17 protein-coding genes are annotated in these 17,742 nt (G+C 68.3%); 11 read left to right on the forward strand and 6 right to left on the reverse strand.

What is annotated here, in order from left to right:
* The first annotated feature begins 55 nt into the window (after window positions 1-55).
* From ASG17_RS06835 to ASG17_RS06860, 6 genes are read left to right on the forward strand one after another with little or no spacing between them, the layout of a single operon-like run.
* Window positions 56-1,291: a putative DNA modification/repair radical SAM protein gene (locus ASG17_RS06835; RefSeq protein WP_056100949.1), complete on the forward strand. Its 1,236-nt coding sequence runs from the start codon at window positions 56-58 to the stop codon at window positions 1,289-1,291.
* Window positions 1,291-2,742, forward strand: a complete 1,452-nt coding sequence (locus ASG17_RS06840; protein WP_056100952.1) for a UdgX family uracil-DNA binding protein — start codon at window positions 1,291-1,293, stop codon at window positions 2,740-2,742. The genes ASG17_RS06835 and ASG17_RS06840 overlap by 1 nt, the downstream gene beginning before the upstream one ends.
* Before the next feature lie 56 nt (window positions 2,743-2,798).
* Window positions 2,799-3,917 carry an ABC transporter permease gene (locus tag ASG17_RS06845; protein WP_056103216.1) on the forward strand — a complete coding sequence of 373 codons (1,119 nt, stop codon included), beginning with the start codon at window positions 2,799-2,801 and terminating at the stop codon, window positions 3,915-3,917.
* A complete protein-coding gene (locus tag ASG17_RS06850; protein ID WP_056100956.1) occupies window positions 3,914-4,729 on the forward strand; it encodes an ABC transporter ATP-binding protein in 816 nt (271 codons plus the stop codon). Before ASG17_RS06845 ends, ASG17_RS06850 begins: the two co-directional genes overlap by 4 nt.
* 7 nt (window positions 4,730-4,736) lie before the next feature.
* The gene (locus ASG17_RS06855; protein ID WP_056100959.1) at window positions 4,737-5,675 is read left to right on the forward strand and encodes an MlaD family protein; all 939 of its coding nucleotides are present in this window, start codon (window positions 4,737-4,739) and stop codon (window positions 5,673-5,675) included.
* On the forward strand, window positions 5,672-6,286 hold the full coding sequence (locus ASG17_RS06860; protein ID WP_056100963.1) for an ABC-type transport auxiliary lipoprotein family protein: 615 nt from the start codon (window positions 5,672-5,674) through the stop codon (window positions 6,284-6,286). The genes ASG17_RS06855 and ASG17_RS06860 overlap by 4 nt, the downstream gene beginning before the upstream one ends.
* A 25-nt stretch (window positions 6,287-6,311) precedes the next feature.
* Here ASG17_RS06860 and ASG17_RS06865 read toward each other — a convergent pair whose 3' ends face one another.
* The 6 genes from ASG17_RS06865 to ASG17_RS06890 all read right to left on the reverse strand — a co-directional run bounded on the left by ASG17_RS06865 (window position 6,312) and on the right by ASG17_RS06890 (window position 12,380).
* Window positions 6,312-7,157 (reverse strand): toxic anion resistance protein, encoded by an 846-nt coding sequence (locus ASG17_RS06865; RefSeq protein WP_056100965.1) that lies wholly within the window; start codon window positions 7,155-7,157, stop codon window positions 6,312-6,314.
* A gap of 92 nt (window positions 7,158-7,249) precedes the next feature.
* Window positions 7,250-8,581 carry a hypothetical protein gene (locus tag ASG17_RS06870; protein ID WP_056100968.1) on the reverse strand — a complete coding sequence of 444 codons (1,332 nt, stop codon included), beginning with the start codon at window positions 8,579-8,581 and terminating at the stop codon, window positions 7,250-7,252.
* Between the two features lie 207 nt (window positions 8,582-8,788).
* Window positions 8,789-9,448: a 3-oxoacid CoA-transferase subunit B gene (locus ASG17_RS06875; protein ID WP_056100969.1), complete on the reverse strand. Its 660-nt coding sequence runs from the start codon at window positions 9,446-9,448 to the stop codon at window positions 8,789-8,791.
* Window positions 9,448-10,152 (reverse strand): CoA transferase subunit A, encoded by a 705-nt coding sequence (locus ASG17_RS06880; RefSeq protein ID WP_056100971.1) that lies wholly within the window; start codon window positions 10,150-10,152, stop codon window positions 9,448-9,450. Before ASG17_RS06880 ends, ASG17_RS06875 begins: the two co-directional genes overlap by 1 nt.
* A gap of 111 nt (window positions 10,153-10,263) precedes the next feature.
* Window positions 10,264-11,031 carry a DUF1365 domain-containing protein gene (locus ASG17_RS06885; RefSeq protein ID WP_056100973.1) on the reverse strand — a complete coding sequence of 256 codons (768 nt, stop codon included), beginning with the start codon at window positions 11,029-11,031 and terminating at the stop codon, window positions 10,264-10,266.
* Between the two features lie 5 nt (window positions 11,032-11,036).
* Window positions 11,037-12,380 carry an NAD(P)/FAD-dependent oxidoreductase gene (locus tag ASG17_RS06890; RefSeq protein ID WP_056100975.1) on the reverse strand — a complete coding sequence of 448 codons (1,344 nt, stop codon included), beginning with the start codon at window positions 12,378-12,380 and terminating at the stop codon, window positions 11,037-11,039.
* A gap of 170 nt (window positions 12,381-12,550) precedes the next feature.
* Here ASG17_RS06890 and ASG17_RS06895 point away from each other — a divergent pair, with 170 nt between their 5' ends.
* From ASG17_RS06895 to ASG17_RS06915, 5 genes are all read left to right on the forward strand, one after another.
* Window positions 12,551-13,594 carry a cyclopropane-fatty-acyl-phospholipid synthase family protein gene (locus ASG17_RS06895; protein ID WP_056100978.1) on the forward strand — a complete coding sequence of 348 codons (1,044 nt, stop codon included), beginning with the start codon at window positions 12,551-12,553 and terminating at the stop codon, window positions 13,592-13,594.
* Window positions 13,595-13,611: 17 nt separating this feature from the next.
* Window positions 13,612-14,016 (forward strand): DUF2177 family protein, encoded by a 405-nt coding sequence (locus ASG17_RS06900; RefSeq protein ID WP_369796671.1) that lies wholly within the window; start codon window positions 13,612-13,614, stop codon window positions 14,014-14,016.
* A gap of 119 nt (window positions 14,017-14,135) precedes the next feature.
* Window positions 14,136-15,056 (forward strand): DUF459 domain-containing protein, encoded by a 921-nt coding sequence (locus ASG17_RS06905; protein ID WP_056100984.1) that lies wholly within the window; start codon window positions 14,136-14,138, stop codon window positions 15,054-15,056.
* A 2-nt stretch (window positions 15,057-15,058) separates the two neighbouring features.
* On the forward strand, window positions 15,059-16,318 hold the full coding sequence (locus tag ASG17_RS06910; RefSeq protein WP_056100988.1) for a GDSL-type esterase/lipase family protein: 1,260 nt from the start codon (window positions 15,059-15,061) through the stop codon (window positions 16,316-16,318).
* The gene (locus tag ASG17_RS06915; RefSeq protein WP_056100990.1) at window positions 16,318-17,736 is read left to right on the forward strand and encodes an MBOAT family protein; all 1,419 of its coding nucleotides are present in this window, start codon (window positions 16,318-16,320) and stop codon (window positions 17,734-17,736) included. Before ASG17_RS06910 ends, ASG17_RS06915 begins: the two co-directional genes overlap by 1 nt.
* Window positions 17,737-17,742 lie beyond the last annotated feature (6 nt).

Here is a 17,742-nt window from a genome sequence, read left to right on the forward strand (position 1 = left end):
CAGAAATCCTACGGCCACGCTGGACCGGACGCGCCGGGGAACATAGAGTGAACGCATGGCCCAACTCGACCTGCGTCGCAAGCTGTCCGTCCTGGCCGACGCCGCGAAATACGATGCGTCGTGCTCGTCGTCCGGCGCTTCCAAGAGAAACTCGGTGGGGGGCAAGGGCATCGGCTCGACCGAGGGCATGGGAATCTGCCACGCCTATACGCCGGACGGGCGGTGCGTCAGCCTGCTCAAGATCCTGCTGACGAACTTCTGCATCTACGACTGCGCCTACTGCATCAACCGCGCGTCCTCGAACGTCGAGCGGGCGCGGTTCAGCGTGCAGGAGGTCGTCGATCTGACGCTGAACTTCTACAAGCGGAACTATATCGAGGGCCTGTTCCTGTCGTCCGGCATCATCCGCAACGGCGACTATACGATGGAGCAGCTGGTGCGGGTGGCGCGGTCGCTGCGCGAAGATCACGACTTTCGCGGCTACATCCATCTGAAGCTGATCCCCGAGGCGGATCCGCGTCTGGTGGAGGAGGCGGGCCTTTACGCCGACCGGCTGTCCGCCAACATCGAGCTGCCGCGCGACGAGGCGCTGGCGCGGCTGGCGCCGCAGAAGGACGTCAGCGTCATCAAGCGGGCGATGGGGCAGGTGCGGATGAAGGTCGAGGCGGCGCGCCCGTCGAAGAAGGATCGCGCCAAGCCGCCGCGCTTCGCGCCCGCCGGGCAAAGCACACAGCTGATCGTCGGCGCGGACGGCGCGCCCGACAGCGAGATCATCGATCGCTCGGCGTCGCTATACGGCGGCTACGGGCTGAGGCGCGTGTACTATTCCGCCTTCAGCCCCATCCCGGATTCGTCCTCGGCGCTGCCCTTGTCGAAGCCGCCGCTGATGCGCGAGCACCGGCTTTATCAGGCCGACTGGCTGATGCGGTTTTATGGGTTCTCGGCGCCGGAGATCGGATCGGCGACGACGGACGGAATGCTGGACCTGGCGGTCGATCCCAAGCTGGCCTGGGCGCTGAAGAACCGGGACCAGTTTCCGGTCGATGTGAACACGGCGGCGCGCGAGATGCTGCTGCGGGTGCCGGGGCTGGGCGTGAAGTCGGTCGACCGGATCATCAGCGTGCGGCGCTGGCGGACTCTGCGACTGGACGATGTGGGGCGGATGACGCGCTCTCTGGGCTCGGTGCGCGCCTTCATCACCACGCTGGACTGGACGCCGGGCGGACTGACCGATGCGGCGGACCTGCGCGCGCGCCTGGCCCCGCCGGCGGAGCAGTTGAGCCTGTTCTGATGCGGGTCGTGACGCTGCAGTCCGAAATCGACTTCGACGGGTGGCGTAAGGCTGCGCGAGACTTTCGGCTTGCGGGCGTAGAGCCGGGCAGCGCGCGGTTCCGGGTGGCGGGGGCGGACCAGCAGACGGGGCTTTTCGATACACCCGCTCATCCCGGCTTCCGCGGGGATGAGCGGAAAAAGGAAGAGAGTTTTTCGGTTCCCAAGCCGTTCGTGGATCTGGCGGAAGGCGTGATCCTGCATCGCTCGGACGATCGGTTCGATCTGATGTACCGCTTGCTGTGGCGGCTGCGGGACGAGCCGAACCTGATCAAGGTCACGTCCGACATCGACGTCGCCGATGCGCTGGAGCGGGCCAAGAACGTCTCGCGGGCCAGCCACAAGATGAAGGCCTTCGTGCGCTTTCGCGAGGTGGAGGACGATCAGGGTCAGGCGTGGGTCGCCTGGTTCGAGCCGGCGCATCGCGTGGTCGAGCGGACGGCGCCCTTCTTCATGCGGCGGTTCACCACCATGCGCTGGGCAATCCTGACGCCGGACGGCAGCGCGGCTTGGGATGGCCACGACCTGGCCTTCGGTCCACCCGCGACGCGAGACATGGCGCCGCAGGACGACGAAATCGAGGAGTTCTGGAAGACCTACTACGCCTCGACCTTCAACCCCGCGCGGCTGCGGACCAAGGCGATGCAGGGCGAGATGGCCAAGCGGTATTGGGCGAATCTGCCGGAGGCGTCCCTGATCCCCGAACTGATCGCGGCCTCCGCGGTCCGCACCGAGACCATGGTCGCCGCGCCCGCGCCGGCCCCGAACGAACGCTTCGCCCGCGTCGTGCCTGCCGCGAGGACGCTCGTCGAGGACGCCGCGCCGCCTCTGGATCTGGCCGTGCTGAACAAGGGTGTCCAGGCGTGCCGGCGCTGTCCGCTATGGCGAGATGCGACGCAAGGGGTGTGTGGAGAGGGACCGCGCCAGGCGAAGCTGATGATCGTGGGCGAACAACCCGGCGACCATGAGGATCTGTCCGGCCAGCCCTTCGTCGGCCCGGCGGGGCAGGTGCTGGACGCGGCGCTGGCCGAGGCCGGGATCGACCGGTCGGACGTCTATGTCACCAATGCGGTGAAGCACTTCAAGCATGAGCCGCGCGGCAAGCGGCGCCTGCACAAAACGCCGGACACGCCCGAGATCGTCGCCTGCCGCTGGTGGCTGGATAATGAGCGGCGGCTGGTGAAGCCGCAGGTGGTGGTGGCGCTGGGCGCGACGGCGGGCCTGTCGCTGCTTCACCGCCGCCCGGCCGTGACGAAGGAGCGGGGGCAGCCCATGCCGCTGGACGACGGATCGACGGCGATCTTGACGGTTCACCCTTCGTATTTGCTGCGAATTCCGGACGAGGATGGTCGGGCGCGGGAACGCGCGGCCCTGGTCAGGGATTTGAGGGCGGTACGCGAAAGGCTCGCGTGACGAACCTTCGCCGATTGCCCGTAGGCATTGCGCGCCGGTCGGCTATGCTGGGGACCATGAGCGGGGCGGATTTTCAGATCGACACGGAGCGCGGCGGCGCAGCCGTCCTGCGCCTGAGTGGCGACTGGACGACGACCGGGCTTGGCCGCATCGGCTCACGGCTGACGCGCGAGCTCGAGGGCCGCGAGGTGAAGTCGGTCGAGCTGTCGGACCTCGGGCGGTTCGACACGGCGGGCGCCCTGACCCTCTATCAGGCGTCCCAACTGAAATCGTCGGCCTCGGCGTGGTCGGCGCGTCCCGAGGCCGGGCGCATCTACGCCATGGTCGAGAAGCTGGAACGCGAAGTCGGCCAACCGCTGAAGCGGCCCGATCCGTTCACGCGCAGCTTCGCCAAGATCGGGCACGGCGTCTACGACATCGGCACAGAGGCCATGCTGTCGCTGGCCTTCCTGGGTCGGCTGATCGTGGCCGCGGGATCGGCGCTGAAGCATCCCAGCCGCATCCGCTGGGCCGCCTGGATCAGTCAGGCCGAGCGGGCGGGCCTGGACGCCATGCCCATCGTGGCGGTGACCAGCTTCTTCATCGGCGCCGTCATCGCCTTCCTGGGCGCGGACCTGCTGAGCCAGTTCGGCGCCGGGGTTTTCACAGTCCAGCTGATCGCCGTGTCGGTCTTCCGCGAGTTCGCCGTCGTCATCACCTCGGTCCTGCTGGCCGGTCGCTCGGCCTCGTCGTTCGCGGCGGAGATCGGGTCGATGCGGATGAACCAGGAGGTCGACGCCATGCAGGTGATGGGGGTGAACCCGTTCCAGGCGCTGGTCATCCCGCGTCTGGCGGCGCTGCTGGTCATGCTGCCGCTGCTGACCTTCGTGGCCATGCTGGCCGGCCTGTTCGGCGGGATCCTGGTCAGCTGGAGCCAGCTGGGCCTGGGTCCGGCCTTCTTCATCCAGCGCATCAGCGAGGATGGAACGATGGCCCAGCACATGCTGGTGGGCCTGTCCAAGGCCCCCGTGTTCGCCATCGTCGTCGCGGCCATCGGCTGCCGCCAGGGCATGGCGGTGGCGGGCGATGTCGAATCGCTGGGTCGCCGCGTGACGGCGGCTGTGGTTCAGGCCATCTTCGCCATCATCTTCCTCGATGCGGTCTTCGCCCTGATCTATCTGGAGCTGAACCTGTGAGCGCGCCCGACACCGCGCAGGACACCCAGCCCAAGGCCGCAAACGGCGAGGGCGAAAACCTGATCGAGGTGCGCGGCCTGCTGAGCCAGTTCGGCGACCGCACCATTCACGAGGATCTGGACCTCGACCTGGAGCGCGGCGAGGTCATGGGCGTGGTCGGCGGGTCCGGCACCGGCAAGACCGTTCTGCTGAACTCGATCATCGGCCTGAAGCAGCCCGAGGGCGGCTCGATCAAGATCTTCGGGCACGACATCAGCGAGATGACCTCGGCGCAGGCCGCCGACATCGAGCGGCGCACTGGCGTGCTGTTTCAGCAAGGCGCGCTGTTCTCGTCGCTCAGCGTGCTTGAGAATGTCTCATCGCCCCTGGTGGAGCATACGGAGCTGCCGCGGTCGGTCATCAACGAGCTGGCCGAGATGAAGATCGCCATGGTCGGGCTGAAACCGGAATCACATCACCTGAAGCCGGCCGAACTGTCGGGCGGCATGAGGAAGCGGGTGGGGCTGGCGCGCGCGCTGGCGCTGGACCCCGAGCTGCTGTTCCTGGACGAGCCGACCGCGGGCCTGGATCCGATCGGCGCCGCCGCCTTCGACGACCTGATCCGGCAGCTGTCCGACGACCTGGGGCTGACGGTCTTCATGATCACCCACGACTTGGACAGCCTTTACGCCATCTGCGACAAGGTCGCGGTGCTCGCCGACAAGCGGGTCGTGGCCAAGGCGCCCGTTCAGGAACTTGAGAAGTCAGACCACCCGTGGATCCAGGAGTATTTCCTGGGTCCGCGCGGACGCGCCGCCACGAAGGCGGCCTGAGGAAACAATGGAACGAGACGCCCATTACGCCGCCGTCGGCATCGCCACAGTCGCCCTTTTGGCGGCCCTGGCTGTGTTCGTCATCTGGCTGGCCCGCCTGCAGTTCAACAAGGACTACGACGTCTATGACATCGTGTTCTACGGACCGGTGCGTGGGTTGTCGGAGGGCGGCGAGGTTCACTTCAACGGTATCCGCGTGGGCGAGGTCACCGACCTGAACCTGGACCCGGCCAAGGGCGACCAGGTGATCGCGCGCGTCCGTCTGAACGGCACGACGCCGGTGCGCGTCACCTCGCGCGCCCAGCTGGAGCCGCAAGGCATCACGGGCCTGAACTACATCCAGATCACGGCGGGCGAGCCCTCCAGCGCGCTGCTGAAAGAGCAGTATCCCGAGAATGTCGTGCCGGTGATCCAGAGCCAGCCGTCGCCGATCGCCGAACTGCTGAGCGGATCGGGCACGGTGCTGGCCCAGACCGTGGATGCGCTGAACCGCATCAACCGCGTGCTGAGCGACGACAACATCCGCTCCTTCTCGACCAGCGTGAAGAACGTCGAGGCCCTGACCACCGAGCTGGAAGCCCGCAAGGGCATGCTGAAGCAGCTGGAAGAGGCGATCACCAGCGCCAACTCGGCCATCAAGGAATGGGAAGGCCTGGCGACCGACTCGCGCGGCCTGGTCAACGGCGACGCCCGCGAGGCCATCGCCAACATCAACGAGGCGACCAACGACGCCAAGACGGCGGTGGCCTCGATCAACCGGTCGGTGTCTGGGCTCGAGCGTCCGCTGGACGAGTTCGGCCGCGAGGGCCTGCCGCAACTGAACAACACGATCGAGGAGCTGAACGAGGCGACCCGGTCCCTGCAGAGCCTGATCGACGATGTGCGCGCCAGCCCGCGCGATTTCATCGGCCGGCCGCAATCACGCGAGATGGAGGTCCAGCCGTGATCCGCATCATCAAGGGCGTCGCCCTGGCCGCCGTAGCGGCGACCGCCCTGGGCGCCTGTTCGCTGTTGTCCACGCCCGATCCGGTGCAGCTGTATCGCTTCGGCGATCCGGCGGTGACGCGCGCCGATGCGCCCGTCAGCCAGCCGGTGGCCATCGCCCTGCGCCGCGTCGAGTTCCCCGAGGCGGTGCGCGACGACCGCATCCTGGGCGTCACCGGCGCGGAGACGGCCTATATCGCCGGCGCGCGATGGGTGTCCGATGCGGCGACGCTGTACACCGACAGCGTCGAGCAGGCGTTCGAGACACAAGGCCAGCGGGTCCGCCTGCTGGGCCGCCGCGAGGGCGGGATGCGCGGGCGGGCGCTGGACCTGGATGTCCGCACGTTCGAGGCGCGCTATGCGGCGCCGGGCGCGGCTCCGGCGGCGACCATCGTGGTGCGCGCGCGACTGATCGATCCGGACAACCGCGCCGTCGCGGCCGAGCGCACCTTCAGCATCACCCAGCCAGCAACCGAGAACCGCATAGCTGCCATCGTCGCCGCGTTCGACGTCGCGGTTCGGGACGTGAACAGCCAGCTGGTCGCCTGGACGGAAGCCAACGCCGGTTCGTGACCCGCGCCGTTCTTTGGGGCGCAGGTCAGCCGGCCCGGCGGATCGCCTCGATGGCCGCCGCCATGCGGGCGCCCGCTTGGCCATGACGCGCGCGGGCGGCGGTGAGGTATCGCTCGGTCCGCTCCAGCGCATCTTCCAGCGCCTTCTTGGCCTCATTCAGCGCCGCCTGTTCGGGTCGCACCCGGCGCGGGCGGCGCCGGTCGAGCCCCAGGCGCTGGCGCCAGTCGGCGGCCCAGGTTCTCAGCGCCTCGCTGACCGCCTTGAGTGTCTCCGGTCCCTCATGCTGGGCGTTCTGCGACATCCGGGTGAGTGGCAGTTGCGCCAGGGCGGCGCCGGCGGCGCCGGCTAGGACGGCCACGCGGGCATGAAGCGGGGACGGCGTCTCATCCTCGACCGGCGGACGGGCGTGCTCGGCGGCCGCCGCGACATGCGCCTCGGCCTCCAAAATGCAGCCACGCAAGTCATTGGCGAAGCCGTCGAGGTTGACGATGCGGCGGGCGATCGAACGGGCGCGATCTTCCAAGGTGTCGGCCACGTCCAGCAGGCTGTTCGCCGTCGCCTCGAACTTGCGGCGGAACATCTTCAGGCGACGGCCGCGGCTGTCGAACATGCCGGCGAGGCCGCCGCGCGGCTGGATCTGGCGCGGGTCCAGAGCGTCTAGCAGGGCGCGAACGTGCAAAAGCAAATCCTGGCAATCGCCCAGATCGCGTGAGCGTGCTTCGGACGCCAGGCGGTCGGCGGCGGCGACCAGAGCGGTACGGGCGCTCTCTCCGAACCCGTCCGCGGGCTCGTCGCCCAACGTGGCGCGCAGGTCGTCGGCGCGTGCGCGGTCGGGCGCCGGCGTGATGGGACGAAAGGCGTCCTGGACCATGCTCCCCTCCCCTAAAGCACCCAAACGTTAACGACGTCCAGACAGCCTGTGCGCGCCGCGGAAATCAAGCGGCTTCCAGCGGGAGGCGAACGTCACACGGCGTTGAAGGCCTGGGCCGCTTCCGTCAGCACGCCGCGCGTGCCGCTGTCCGCCCCCCAGACATTGTACCAGCCGGGCGGTTCGTGGTGGGCGTTCGGGTCGGCCGCCTGGCGACGGGGGCGGAAGATGGTCCGGTTCCAGCCGGCGTCCTCGCTGCCGACCCAGGTCCAGAAGTTGGAGCCGGAGATGACGCCCGGGGAGGCGGCGACCTGTTCAAGCAGGCCGCGGTAGAAGCGGTCGCGGTAGGTGGTCGGGGTGCCCGGGCCGTACTCGGGGCCGTCGCGCGGGAAGCCGAATTCCTCGACCACCATCGGCTTGCGCAACAGGCCGGCGAAGGCCGCGTGCTGGCGGATGTAGTCGGCCGATCGCTCCCAGCCGGCGTCATAGGTGCGAGCCATGTCGCGGTAGTCCAGCCAGCCCCAGTTATGGGGCCAGACGTGGATGGTCAGATAGTCGATGGAGCGCGGCGCGTGGGCCTTGGCCACGCAGTCGGCCCGCTCCAGGCAGCCCACCAGGCCCTCGCTGCCGGACGAGACCAGGTGGTTGTGGTCGAGCGACTTGATCAGGTCCGCCGTCGTCTCGATCCAGCCGTAGTAGGCCGGCAGGCGCGCGGCGCCCGCGACGACATCGCCGCCGGGGCGGGGTTCATTAGCCAACTGCCAGCTCATGATGGTCGGGTCGTCGGTGTAGCGGACGCCGCTGATCGAGTTGGTGCGCCCGACGATGGTGCGGATGTAGGCGTGATACCGGGCGATGGCGGGCGGCGTGGTGTAGAAGCCGGCGACGTATTCGGGGAAGGCGGGCCAGGGCGCAGACGGGTCGTTCATGACCATGGTCCGCCCGTCGTTGAGCCACGACAGATAGGCCATCATGCCGCCGGACCAGTCCCAGAAGTTGGTCAGGTAGACGACCGCCTTCATGCCGCGCGCGGCCATCTCGACCATAAGGAAATCGAGACCGGCCATCAGGTCCGCGTCCTGCGTCCCGTCGGGCCGGTTGAAGGCGCGTTGCAGGCCGCCGTCGGCGCTGAGCTCCGAACCGCCCATGACCCGCAGATTGGTCACGCCCATGGCGCGCAGGTCGTCCAGCTCCCGCTTCAACCGATCGCGGTCGCCGATCCCTTCGGCGCCCATGTAGGCGTAGAAGGCGGCGTTGGCGCCGACGAACCGATAGGGCGCGCCGCCCAGCATCAGGCCCTGCGGCGTCGCGCTGACGAACCGGCCTCGGTCCAGCACGGCGGGCAGGGCGATGGGGAGGTTTGCCGGCAATGTCTGGCACGCGGCCAGGCCGAGAGGGGCGATCATCAGGGCGCGACGCGAGATCATGGGGAAGGCGTCGCAAGCGGGTGGGGGAGCGTCAAGGCACCACGCCTCTCACGCGCTTTCCTCTTTTCCTTTCGTATGGCCCGACTTGATCGGGCCACGAGGCGGCGCGCGAGAGCGCGAAGCTGTTCAGCCGTAATTGATGCAAGATCGCCTTCGGCGCCGCCTTGTCCCCCGATCAAGTCGGGGGATGACGAAAGAAGGTGGGTATCAGGCGGGCAGCCCGACCCCTGGCGCGACGGTGTACTGCGCCTCGGTCTTGGCGGCGACCTCGTCCAGGCTGACGCCTTCGGCCAGCTCGATCAGCTCCAGCCCCACGCCGTCCGGCTTGACGTCGAAGACGGCCAGGTCGGTGATGATGCGGCTGACCACGCCCATGCCCGTCAGGGGCAGGGTGCAGGCCTTCAGCACCTTGGACTGGCCGTGCTTGTTGGCGTGATCCATGACCACCACCACGCGCTTGACGCCGGCGACCAGATCCATGGCGCCGCCCATGCCCTTCACCAGCTTGCCGGGGATCATCCAGTTGGCGATGTCGCCGTTCTCGGCCACTTCCATGGCGCCCAGGATGGACAGGTTGATGTGGCCGCCGCGGATCATGGCGAAGCTGTCGGAGGAGCTGAAATAGCTGCTCTCGGGGATTTCGGTGATGGTCTGTTTGCCGGCGTTGATCAGGTCGGCGTCGACGTCCTCGTCATAGGGAAATGGGCCCATGCCCAGCATCCCGTTCTCGGACTGCAGCGTCACCTCCATCCCCTCGGGAATGTAGTTGGCCACCAGGGTCGGAATGCCGATGCCCAGGTTCACATAGAAGCCGTCCTGCAGCTCCTGCGCGGCGCGTTCGGCCAGCTGTTCGCGAGTGCGGGGCATTATGCGGTCTCCCGGGTGCGGATAGTCCGCTGCTCGATCCGCTTCTCGGACACCGTCTTGACGATGCGGTCGATGTAGATGCCGGGCGTGTGGATCTGGTCCGGGTCGATGGAGCCGACGGGGACGATTTCCTCGACCTCGACGACGGTGACCTTGCCGGCCGTGGCCATCATCGGGTTGAAGTTGCGGGCCGTCTTGCGGAATACCAGATTGCCGCGCTCGTCGGCCTTCCAAGCCTTCACGATGGCCAGGTCGGCGACCAGGCCGGTCTCCATGACGTAGTCGCGGCCGCCGAAGTCGCGCACTTCCTTGCCGTCGGCGACCAGGGTGCCGACGCCGGTGGCGGTGAAGAAGGCCGGGATGCCGGCGCCGCCCGCCCGGATGCGCTCGGCAAGGGTGCCCTGCGGGTTGAACTCGAGCTGCAGCTCGCCGGCCAGATACTGGCGCTCGAACTCCTTGTTCTCGCCGACGTAGGACGAGATCATCTTGGCGATCTGGCGCGTCTCCAAGAGCTGGCCCAGGCCGAAGCCGTCCACGCCCGCGTTGTTGGAGATGACGGTCAGGCCCTTGGCGCCGCTGTCGCGCAGGGCCGCGATCAGCTTTTCCGGGATGCCGCACAGGCCGAAGCCGCCGGACATGACGGTCATCCCGTCGAACGTCAGGCCCTCCAGCGCGGCGTTCGCGTCGGGGAAGATCTTGCGCATCGGCTCCCTTATTTCATTCTACGATGAATATTCGGCGGTTCTTACGGCGTCGCGCGCAACGGGGCAAGCCGAGGCCTCTTCGATAGCGTCTACGCTGTAAGCGAGCCAGACCTAGCGCGAACGGCCCGTCGTCACCGCATGGGCGGGCGGGGCGCCGCGGTCGCGGTAGCGGGCGCCCTTCAGCATGACCTTGATGGCTTCCCAGTGGATGCCGCCGGTGACCTTCCAGGTCAGCAGCGGGTGGGTCCAGAAGGCGCGCCAGAGCGAGGCGTCGGTCAGAGGCTGGCGGCGGCCGATGAAGCTGGCGGTCAGGATCGGCGTGTCGCCCCGGCGGACGGCGACGACGACGGACAGCACCTCGCCGGTGCGGACCGTGAAGTCGTAGGTCATGCCCATGTCCATGAAGGGCGAGACGAACAGGGCCTTTTCGGCGGTCTGGCGGATCGGGCCGTCGGCCGGGGCCGCGATCAGGTAGCTGTGCCGCTCGTGGAAGGTGTTTGTCACCTCATAGAGCAGGGCGCCGACCGTGCCGTTCGCCCGGTGGCAGAAGAGGACGCTGATCGGATTGAAGCCGTAGCCAAGGATGCGCGGCATGGTCAGCAGGCGGATGCTGTGGGCGCTGTCGGTTATACCGGCCTCGGCCAGCCGCGCTTCGACCTGGCCGCGCAGGGGTGCGCCCGACCGATCGCCGTGGTCCTCGGGACGGAAGCTGATCAGCCCGAACGCCTTGCGCGGCAGACGCTTGAGCCGCGTCTGCAGGGCGTCAAGCGCGTCCAAGTCCAACAGCACCATCCAGGTGCGGTAGCGCAGGCGGTGATCGAACGTGCGGACCCGCTGGTGGACGACTTCGCCGACATAGAGGGCCGAGCGATCGGTCACGGGCTTCAGGCGGCCCGGGCCAGGTCCGCGGCGCCCAGGCGGATGCGGCCGCTCTCGTTGGCGACGGTCCACGGCCGACGCACGCCGCCCAACTGTTCGGCCACAGCGAGGCCGGCCTGCAAGCCGTCCTCGTGGAAGCCGGACCCGAACCAGGCGCCGGCGAACCAGACGCCGCCTTCGCCCTGGAGGGACCAGAGGTGATCCTGAGCCGCCACGGCGGCCTGGTCGAAGACCGGATGCTCATAGTCCCATTCGCCCAGCACCAAGGCGGGATCCGGCTCGTGCGCGGGGTTCAGGCTGACGAACAGGGGCTCGCCGGGCAGGGATTGGAGCTCGTTCATCCAGTAGGTGACGCCGCCTTCGCCCGCGCGATCCGAGCGGCCCATGTGCGTCCAGGCGGCCCAGGCCTTTCTGCGGCGCGGCATCAGGGCGACGTCGCGGTGCAGGACCGCGCGGTTGGGACGGTAGGCGATGGCGCCCAGCAGGGCGCGCTCCTGATCGGTCGGCTGATCGAGCAGCCGCAGCGCCTGATCTGAGTGAGTCGCCAGGACGACGGCGTCGTAACCCTGCATCGACCCATCCGCCATTCGCAGGAAGGGACCGACAGGGCCGCGGCCGACGCCGTCGATCCGCGCGTCCGTGACGATGCGGCCCTGAAGCGGCCGCGTCAGGTGCGAGATGTATTGTCGGGCGCCGCCGTCGACCGTGCGCCACGTCGGCCGCAGGTCATAGGCCAGCAGGTTGTGGTTCATGTAGAACCGCACGAAGGCGGCGGCCGGATAGTCGCGCATCTGCTCCAGCGTGCAGGACCAGATCGCCGCGGCCTGGGGCAGCAGATACGCGTCGCGGAACAGGGCGCTGTAGCCCGCGCGGCCCAGCCAGGCGTCCAGCGTCTCGCCCGATCGCTCCAACTCCGCCAGTTCCCTCGGCGCCTCCTTCTGGAAGCGCAGAATGTCGCCGACCATCCGCCAGAACTTGGGCCGGGCCCAGTTACGCTTCTGGGCGAAGATGGCGGACAGGCCCTGGGTGCAATACTCCAGCGCGCCCTCGTCGATGGACACGGCGAAGGACATCATGGCCGGCTTGGTGGCGACGCCCAGATGCGCCAGCATCGCCGTCAGATTGGGGTAGTTGGCCTCGTTATAGACGATGAAGCCGGTGTCGACGGCGACGGGCTGGTCCACGCCCAGGACCGTCACGGTGTTGGTGTGCCCGCCGATGCGGTTCTCACGTTCGTACAGGGTGACGTCGTGGCTCTGGCTGAGCAGCCAGGCGCAGGAAAGGCCGCTGACGCCCGAGCCGATCACGGCGACACGCAGGCGTTTGTCGAGGGCGGTCAGGGTCGTCATGCAGGCTCCGGCCGGTGTTTCGCCAAGCTACGTTTTCCGCATCGCGACGGATGACATCCGGGTCGGCGTGCGTCTCGTATATCGTATTGCCTGACAAGCGGAGCCGTTACGCGCGGCCGTGCGTTGGGTTGCATCATCGCCTCGCCCACATCCCGTTTCCCGGAGCCGCCATGACCTTCGCCAACGCCGCGATCCGCCAGTTGCAGGACGCGCCCTTTCCAGACTTCGTGACCAAGCCGGCCATCGACAGTCTGGTCACCGAGGCGCGGCGGCGACTGGATCGCGAGCGTCCGCACGACGAAGCCGCCTTTGCGCGCGACATGGCGGTGCGACCGATCGCCGAGCATACGGAGGCGGCGAACGAGCAGCACTACGAACTGCCGCCCGAGTTCTTCAAAATCTGCCTCGGCGCGCGGCTGAAGTATTCCTGCTGCCTCTATCCCGACGCCGACACCACGCTGGACGAGGCGGAGGAGCTGGCGCTGGCTCAGACGTGCGAGCACGCGGACCTGCGGGACGGGCAGAGCGTCCTGGAGCTGGGCTGCGGCTGGGGTTCGCTGAGCCTGTGGATGGCCGAGCAATATCCGAATGCACGCATCACGGCCGTGTCCAACAGCCACGGCCAGCGTGGTCACATCGAGGCCGAGGCGGCGGCGCGCGGGCTGATGAACCTGACGGTCGTCACGCGCGACATGAATGTCTTCGACACCGACGCCCGCTTTGACCGGATCGTTTCGGTGGAGATGTTCGAGCACATGGCCAACTGGCGCGCGCTGCTGACGAAGGCGCAGGCCTGGCTGAAGCCTGACGGGCGGGCCTTCATCCACGTCTTCACGCACCGCGACGCGCCTTACCGGTTCGATCACAACGACAGCGAGGACTTCATCGCCCAGCACTTCTTCACGGGCGGCGTCATGCCCAGCAAGGGCTTGATCCGGCAGTTTCCGGACCTGTTCCGCGTCGAGGAGGAATGGACGTGGAACGGCGTCAACTATCAGCGCACGGCGCTGGACTGGTTGGCCAACATGGACCGGAACGTTGATCGCGTGACCGAGCTTATGGAAGAGACCTACGGCGCCAAGGCCAAGCTGTGGCGACGGCGCTGGCGGCGGTTCTATCTGGCCACCGCCGGTCTGTTTGGAAACGACGAGGGCCGCACCTGGGCGGTCAGCCACTATCGGCTGGCGCCCGTCGCCGCCGCAACCGAAGCCTGATCCGGAGACGACCTTTGATGCGCTATTTGATCGCCTATGTCGCCACGGGCCTGGCCTTTGCCGTCATCGACGCCGTCTGGCTGACCACCATGACGAACAAGCTCTACAAGCCCGTGCTGGGCCCGATCATGCTGGCCAAGCCGAACATGGTCGCGGCGGTCGCTTTTTACCTGATCATGATCGGCGGCATCGTCTTCTTCGCCGTTGCGCCGGCCCTGCGAGAGGGCGGCTGGACGCGCGCGCTGCTGAACGGTGCGGTGCTGGGGCTTGTCGCCTACGCGACCTATGACCTGACCAACCAGGCGACGCTGGCGGTCTGGCAGACCAAGCTGACGATCCTGGATCTGTGCTGGGGCACGTTCGTGACGGGAACGGCGGCGACGGTCGGCTATCTGGCGACGCGCTGGTTCGAGGCCCGCTGATCGCGGCAGGCGGGTCCCGTCTTAACCTTTTTCTTCGCGCGACGCGGGCAGGGCGTGGCAGGCGCGCTGCGTTAGGGTAAAAGAAGGGTCGGTGAGAAAGCTCGCCTTGGGGGGCGGTTTTGCGCGCAGGCATCAACCTGTTGACGGCGGCGGTGGGCGTGGGCGTGGTGCTCGGCCTGTTGCTGACGCACGACGGTCGGACCTGGCTGCGCCATCCGACGCTGATGCTGGGCGGCCAGGCCAATGCCTCGGCCGTGGCGCCGGCTCAGCGCGCGCCGCCCGCCCCTGATCCGATCAAGCCGGCCATGACGCCCGCGGCCGCGCCGGCGGCCTTTATGGTCACCCCCATCGCCGATCGCCTGAAGGCAGGTCGCCTGCGCGTCGGCGTGTTCGGCGACTCGATGGGCGACGGCCTCTATACCGCCCTTTATCGCGATCTGCGGGGCGCCTCGGGCGTCACCGTGACCAAGTACAGCGAGGTCTCCACGGGGCTCAGCCGCTACGACTACGTCGACATCCAGGCCAAGACCGAGCGCCAACTGCGCGAGGATCCGGTCGATGTGGCGGTCGTCCTGTTCGGCACAAATGACGCCCAGGGCATCAGCCTGGACGGGCAGGTCCACGACTTTGGTACGCCGGGGTGGAAGGCCGCCTATGCGAGACGGGTGACGGATCTGGTGACCCTGCTGCGCGCCAACGACGTCGCCGTCTACTGGGTCGGCCTGCCGCGCATGAAGCGGGCCTCGTTCGACGAGAAGATGACCCTGATCAACAGTGTGGTCGAGGAGCGGATGCATGCGCTGAGCGTCCCCTATCTGCCGACCGTGGCCGTTACCTCGAACAGCGAAGGCGATTACGAGGCCTATCTGCCGGCCGGCGACAGCGACCGTCCGACCCTCATGCGGGCCAACGACGGCATCCACCTGTCGATGGCCGGATACCTGCGGATCGCCGCCCCCGTCGCCGAGCGGCTGAAGCGCGATGCCGGGGTCAGATCTGGCGCCGTCGCGACGGCCGCCGCGGCCGCGCCCGCTGCCTGAGGATGCGTCGGTTCGCCCCGTGGGGCGTGCTCGCCGCCCTGTTCGCCGCGCCGGTTCAGGCCCAGATTCCCTATGAGGCGTTGCAGGCGCCCGCCGCCGGTCTGACGGTCTGTCCCGGCGGGCTGTGCCAGCCCGGCGCGCTGAGCGGCTTCTTCCAAGCGCTGCAGGCGACCGAGCAGGGGGCGCGGACCCGGCCCGTCCACATCGTCCAGCTGGGCGACAGCCACACCGCCGGCGACCGCATTCCCGGCGCCCTGCGCGCCCGGCTTCAGGCGCGCTTCGGATCGGCCGGGCGGGGCGTGGTGGCGCCCGGCGTGCCCTATGCCGGATACGGGCCGTTGCAGCTTCAGGTGCAGGCGCAGGACTGGTCGATCGCGACCGCGCCCCTGACGCCCGCCAGCGGGGTGAGCAGCGCGGAGATCGGTCTGGCCGGGGTGACGCGCCCCGCCTACGGCCCGGCGCCGCGCCTGTCGCTGACGCTGGAACCCGGCGCGGAGGCGCAGGTCGTCACCCTGTGCGGACGTGGCGGTCCGAATGCGGGCGGTTTTCGGCTCGATGCCGACGGGGCGAGGCAGACGGTGGAACTGTCGACCACCGCGTCCGGCCCTGCCTGCCGCCGCCTGCGGCTGGACCGCGCCGCGACCCGGCTGGAGCTGACGCCCCTGTCGGCTGACGCCGAGCTTTATGACATCGAGACCGAGACAGGGCGGCCGGGCGTCATCGTGTCCAGCCTGGGCGTCGTGGGGGCCACGCTGCGCGAGCTGGCCGCGCGCGACGAGAGCATCGCCGGGCTGGAGCTGGCGGTCTGGCGGCCCAGCCTGATCGTGGTGGCCTTCGGGACAAATGAGGGGTTCGATCCCGGCTTCGATCCGGTGTCTTACGCCTCCAGCCTGCGCGCCCAGATCGGCCGCCTGCGCCGGTTGTCGCCGCAGGCGTCCCTGCTGATTCTCGGCGCGCCCGACGCCCTGCGGTCCGGCTCGCCCGGCGGGTGCAGCGCGGACGGCGATCGCGCGCCGCCGCCGCAACTGGCCATGGTGCGGAATGTGCAGCGGGCCATCGCGTCGGAAATGGGCGTCGCTTTCTGGGACTGGCAGGGACGGATGGGGGGAGAGTGTTCGGCGGACCGGCTGGCCCTGCAGGCGGACCCCTTTGTGCGCGGCGACCGCGTCCACTTCACCTCCGCCGGGGCCGACTGGATCGGCGGCCTGCTGAACGACGACCTGATGGCGGCCTATGAGGCCTGGAAGCAGGGGCAGGGCTGATGCTGTTCCCCACGCTCGCCTTCGGCGTCTTCTTCCTGTTCGTCTATTTCATCACCTGGTCGCTGGATCGGGAGAACGGGCGGCGCAAGGTCTTCCTGCTGCTGGCCAGCTGGTTCTTCTACGCCCAGTGGGACTGGCGCTTCGTCCTGCTTCTGATCGCCTCGGCGGTGCTGAACTGGGGGATCGCGGCCCTGATCGTGCGGCGCGAGCCGGATGGGCGGAAATGGCTGGTCGGTCTGGGCGTCGCGGCCAACCTGCTGATCCTGGGCTTCTTCAAATACTACGGCTTCTTCGTCGAGCAGATGGTCGACCTGCTGGCCCGCTTTGGCTGGGAGCGGGACCTGCCGCTGCTGCAGATCGTGCTGCCGGTGGGGATCTCCTTCTTCACCTTCCAGGGCATCAGCTACGTCGTCGACGTGCACCGCGGGAAGACGCCGCCGGCCAAGAGCCTGCTGGATGTCCTGCTGCTGATGAGCTTCTTCCCGCATCTGGTCGCCGGGCCGATCGTGCGGGCGTCGGACCTGCTGCCCCAGTTCGACCGCGCGCCGCGCATCAATCGCGAGATGGCGACGCACGGCCTGTTGCTGATCGTCTGGGGCCTGTTCAAGAAGACGGTGATCGCGTCGGAGCTGGCGACGCGGCTGGTCGATCCGGTCTTCTTCGACCCCGCCGCCCATTCGGCGCTGGATATCGCGGCGGCCGTCTATGGCTATGCGGTCCAGATCTACTGCGACTTCTCGGCCTATTCGGACATGGCCATCGGGATCGCCGCGCTGCTGGGCTATTCCTTCCCGCGGAACTTCGATCAGCCGTATCGGGCCAGCTCCATGCAGGCCTTCTGGCGACGGTGGCACATCAGCCTGTCCAGCTGGCTGCGCGACTATCTTTATGTGCCGCTGGGCGGGGGCAAGAAGGGGCTGGCCTCGTCGTGCCTGAACGTGATGATCACCATGCTGCTGGGCGGCTTGTGGCACGGGGCGGCCTGGACCTTCATCGCCTGGGGCGCGCTGCACGGCTTCGTGCAGGTGGTCGAGCGACTGGGCCGCGCGGCGCTGGGCAAGACGGCCGAGGGGGCTGATCGCCGCATCATACCCGGCTGGCTGGGCGTCATCATCACCTTCCACATCGTCTGCCTGGGCTGGATCCTGTTCCGCGCCGAGACCTTCAGCATGGCGCTGCAGATGCTGGAGGGCCTGGGCCGGGCCGGTCCGGCGCTGCTGGTCACGCCCTTCGTTCTGACGTTGATCGTCGGTGGCCTGGCCATGCATTTCCTGCCGCCGCGCGCGGTGGAGGGCGTGGCCGCCTGGATGAAGCCGGCGCCCTCGCTGACGCTGGGCGTCCTGATCGGCATCGCCATTCTGCTGGTCGAGGCGATGCGGCCCGAGGGCGTGGCGCCCTTCATCTACTTCCAGTTCTGAGGCGTT

The sequence above is a fragment of the Brevundimonas sp. Leaf363 genome (assembly GCF_001424025.1).
GTDB lineage: Bacteria > Pseudomonadota > Alphaproteobacteria > Caulobacterales > Caulobacteraceae > Brevundimonas.

Coding starts and splice junctions, on each gene's coding strand:
- ASG17_RS06835 (WP_056100949.1), top strand. CDS start 56: ATGGCCCAACTCGACCTGCGTCGCAAGCTGTCCGTCCTGGCCGACGCC.
- ASG17_RS06840 (WP_056100952.1), top strand. CDS start 1,291: ATGCGGGTCGTGACGCTGCAGTCCGAAATCGACTTCGACGGGTGGCGT.
- ASG17_RS06845 (WP_056103216.1), top strand. CDS start 2,799: ATGAGCGGGGCGGATTTTCAGATCGACACGGAGCGCGGCGGCGCAGCC.
- ASG17_RS06855 (WP_056100959.1), top strand. CDS start 4,737: ATGGAACGAGACGCCCATTACGCCGCCGTCGGCATCGCCACAGTCGCC.
- ASG17_RS06865 (WP_056100965.1), bottom strand. CDS start 7,157: ATGGTCCAGGACGCCTTTCGTCCCATCACGCCGGCGCCCGACCGCGCA.
- ASG17_RS06870 (WP_056100968.1), bottom strand. CDS start 8,581: ATGATCTCGCGTCGCGCCCTGATGATCGCCCCTCTCGGCCTGGCCGCG.
- ASG17_RS06875 (WP_056100969.1), bottom strand. CDS start 9,448: ATGCCCCGCACTCGCGAACAGCTGGCCGAACGCGCCGCGCAGGAGCTG.
- ASG17_RS06880 (WP_056100971.1), bottom strand. CDS start 10,152: ATGCGCAAGATCTTCCCCGACGCGAACGCCGCGCTGGAGGGCCTGACG.
- ASG17_RS06890 (WP_056100975.1), bottom strand. CDS start 12,380: ATGACGACCCTGACCGCCCTCGACAAACGCCTGCGTGTCGCCGTGATC.
- ASG17_RS06895 (WP_056100978.1), top strand. CDS start 12,551: ATGACCTTCGCCAACGCCGCGATCCGCCAGTTGCAGGACGCGCCCTTT.
- ASG17_RS06900 (WP_369796671.1), top strand. CDS start 13,612: ATGCGCTATTTGATCGCCTATGTCGCCACGGGCCTGGCCTTTGCCGTC.
- ASG17_RS06910 (WP_056100988.1), top strand. CDS start 15,059: ATGCGTCGGTTCGCCCCGTGGGGCGTGCTCGCCGCCCTGTTCGCCGCG.
- ASG17_RS06915 (WP_056100990.1), top strand. CDS start 16,318: ATGCTGTTCCCCACGCTCGCCTTCGGCGTCTTCTTCCTGTTCGTCTAT.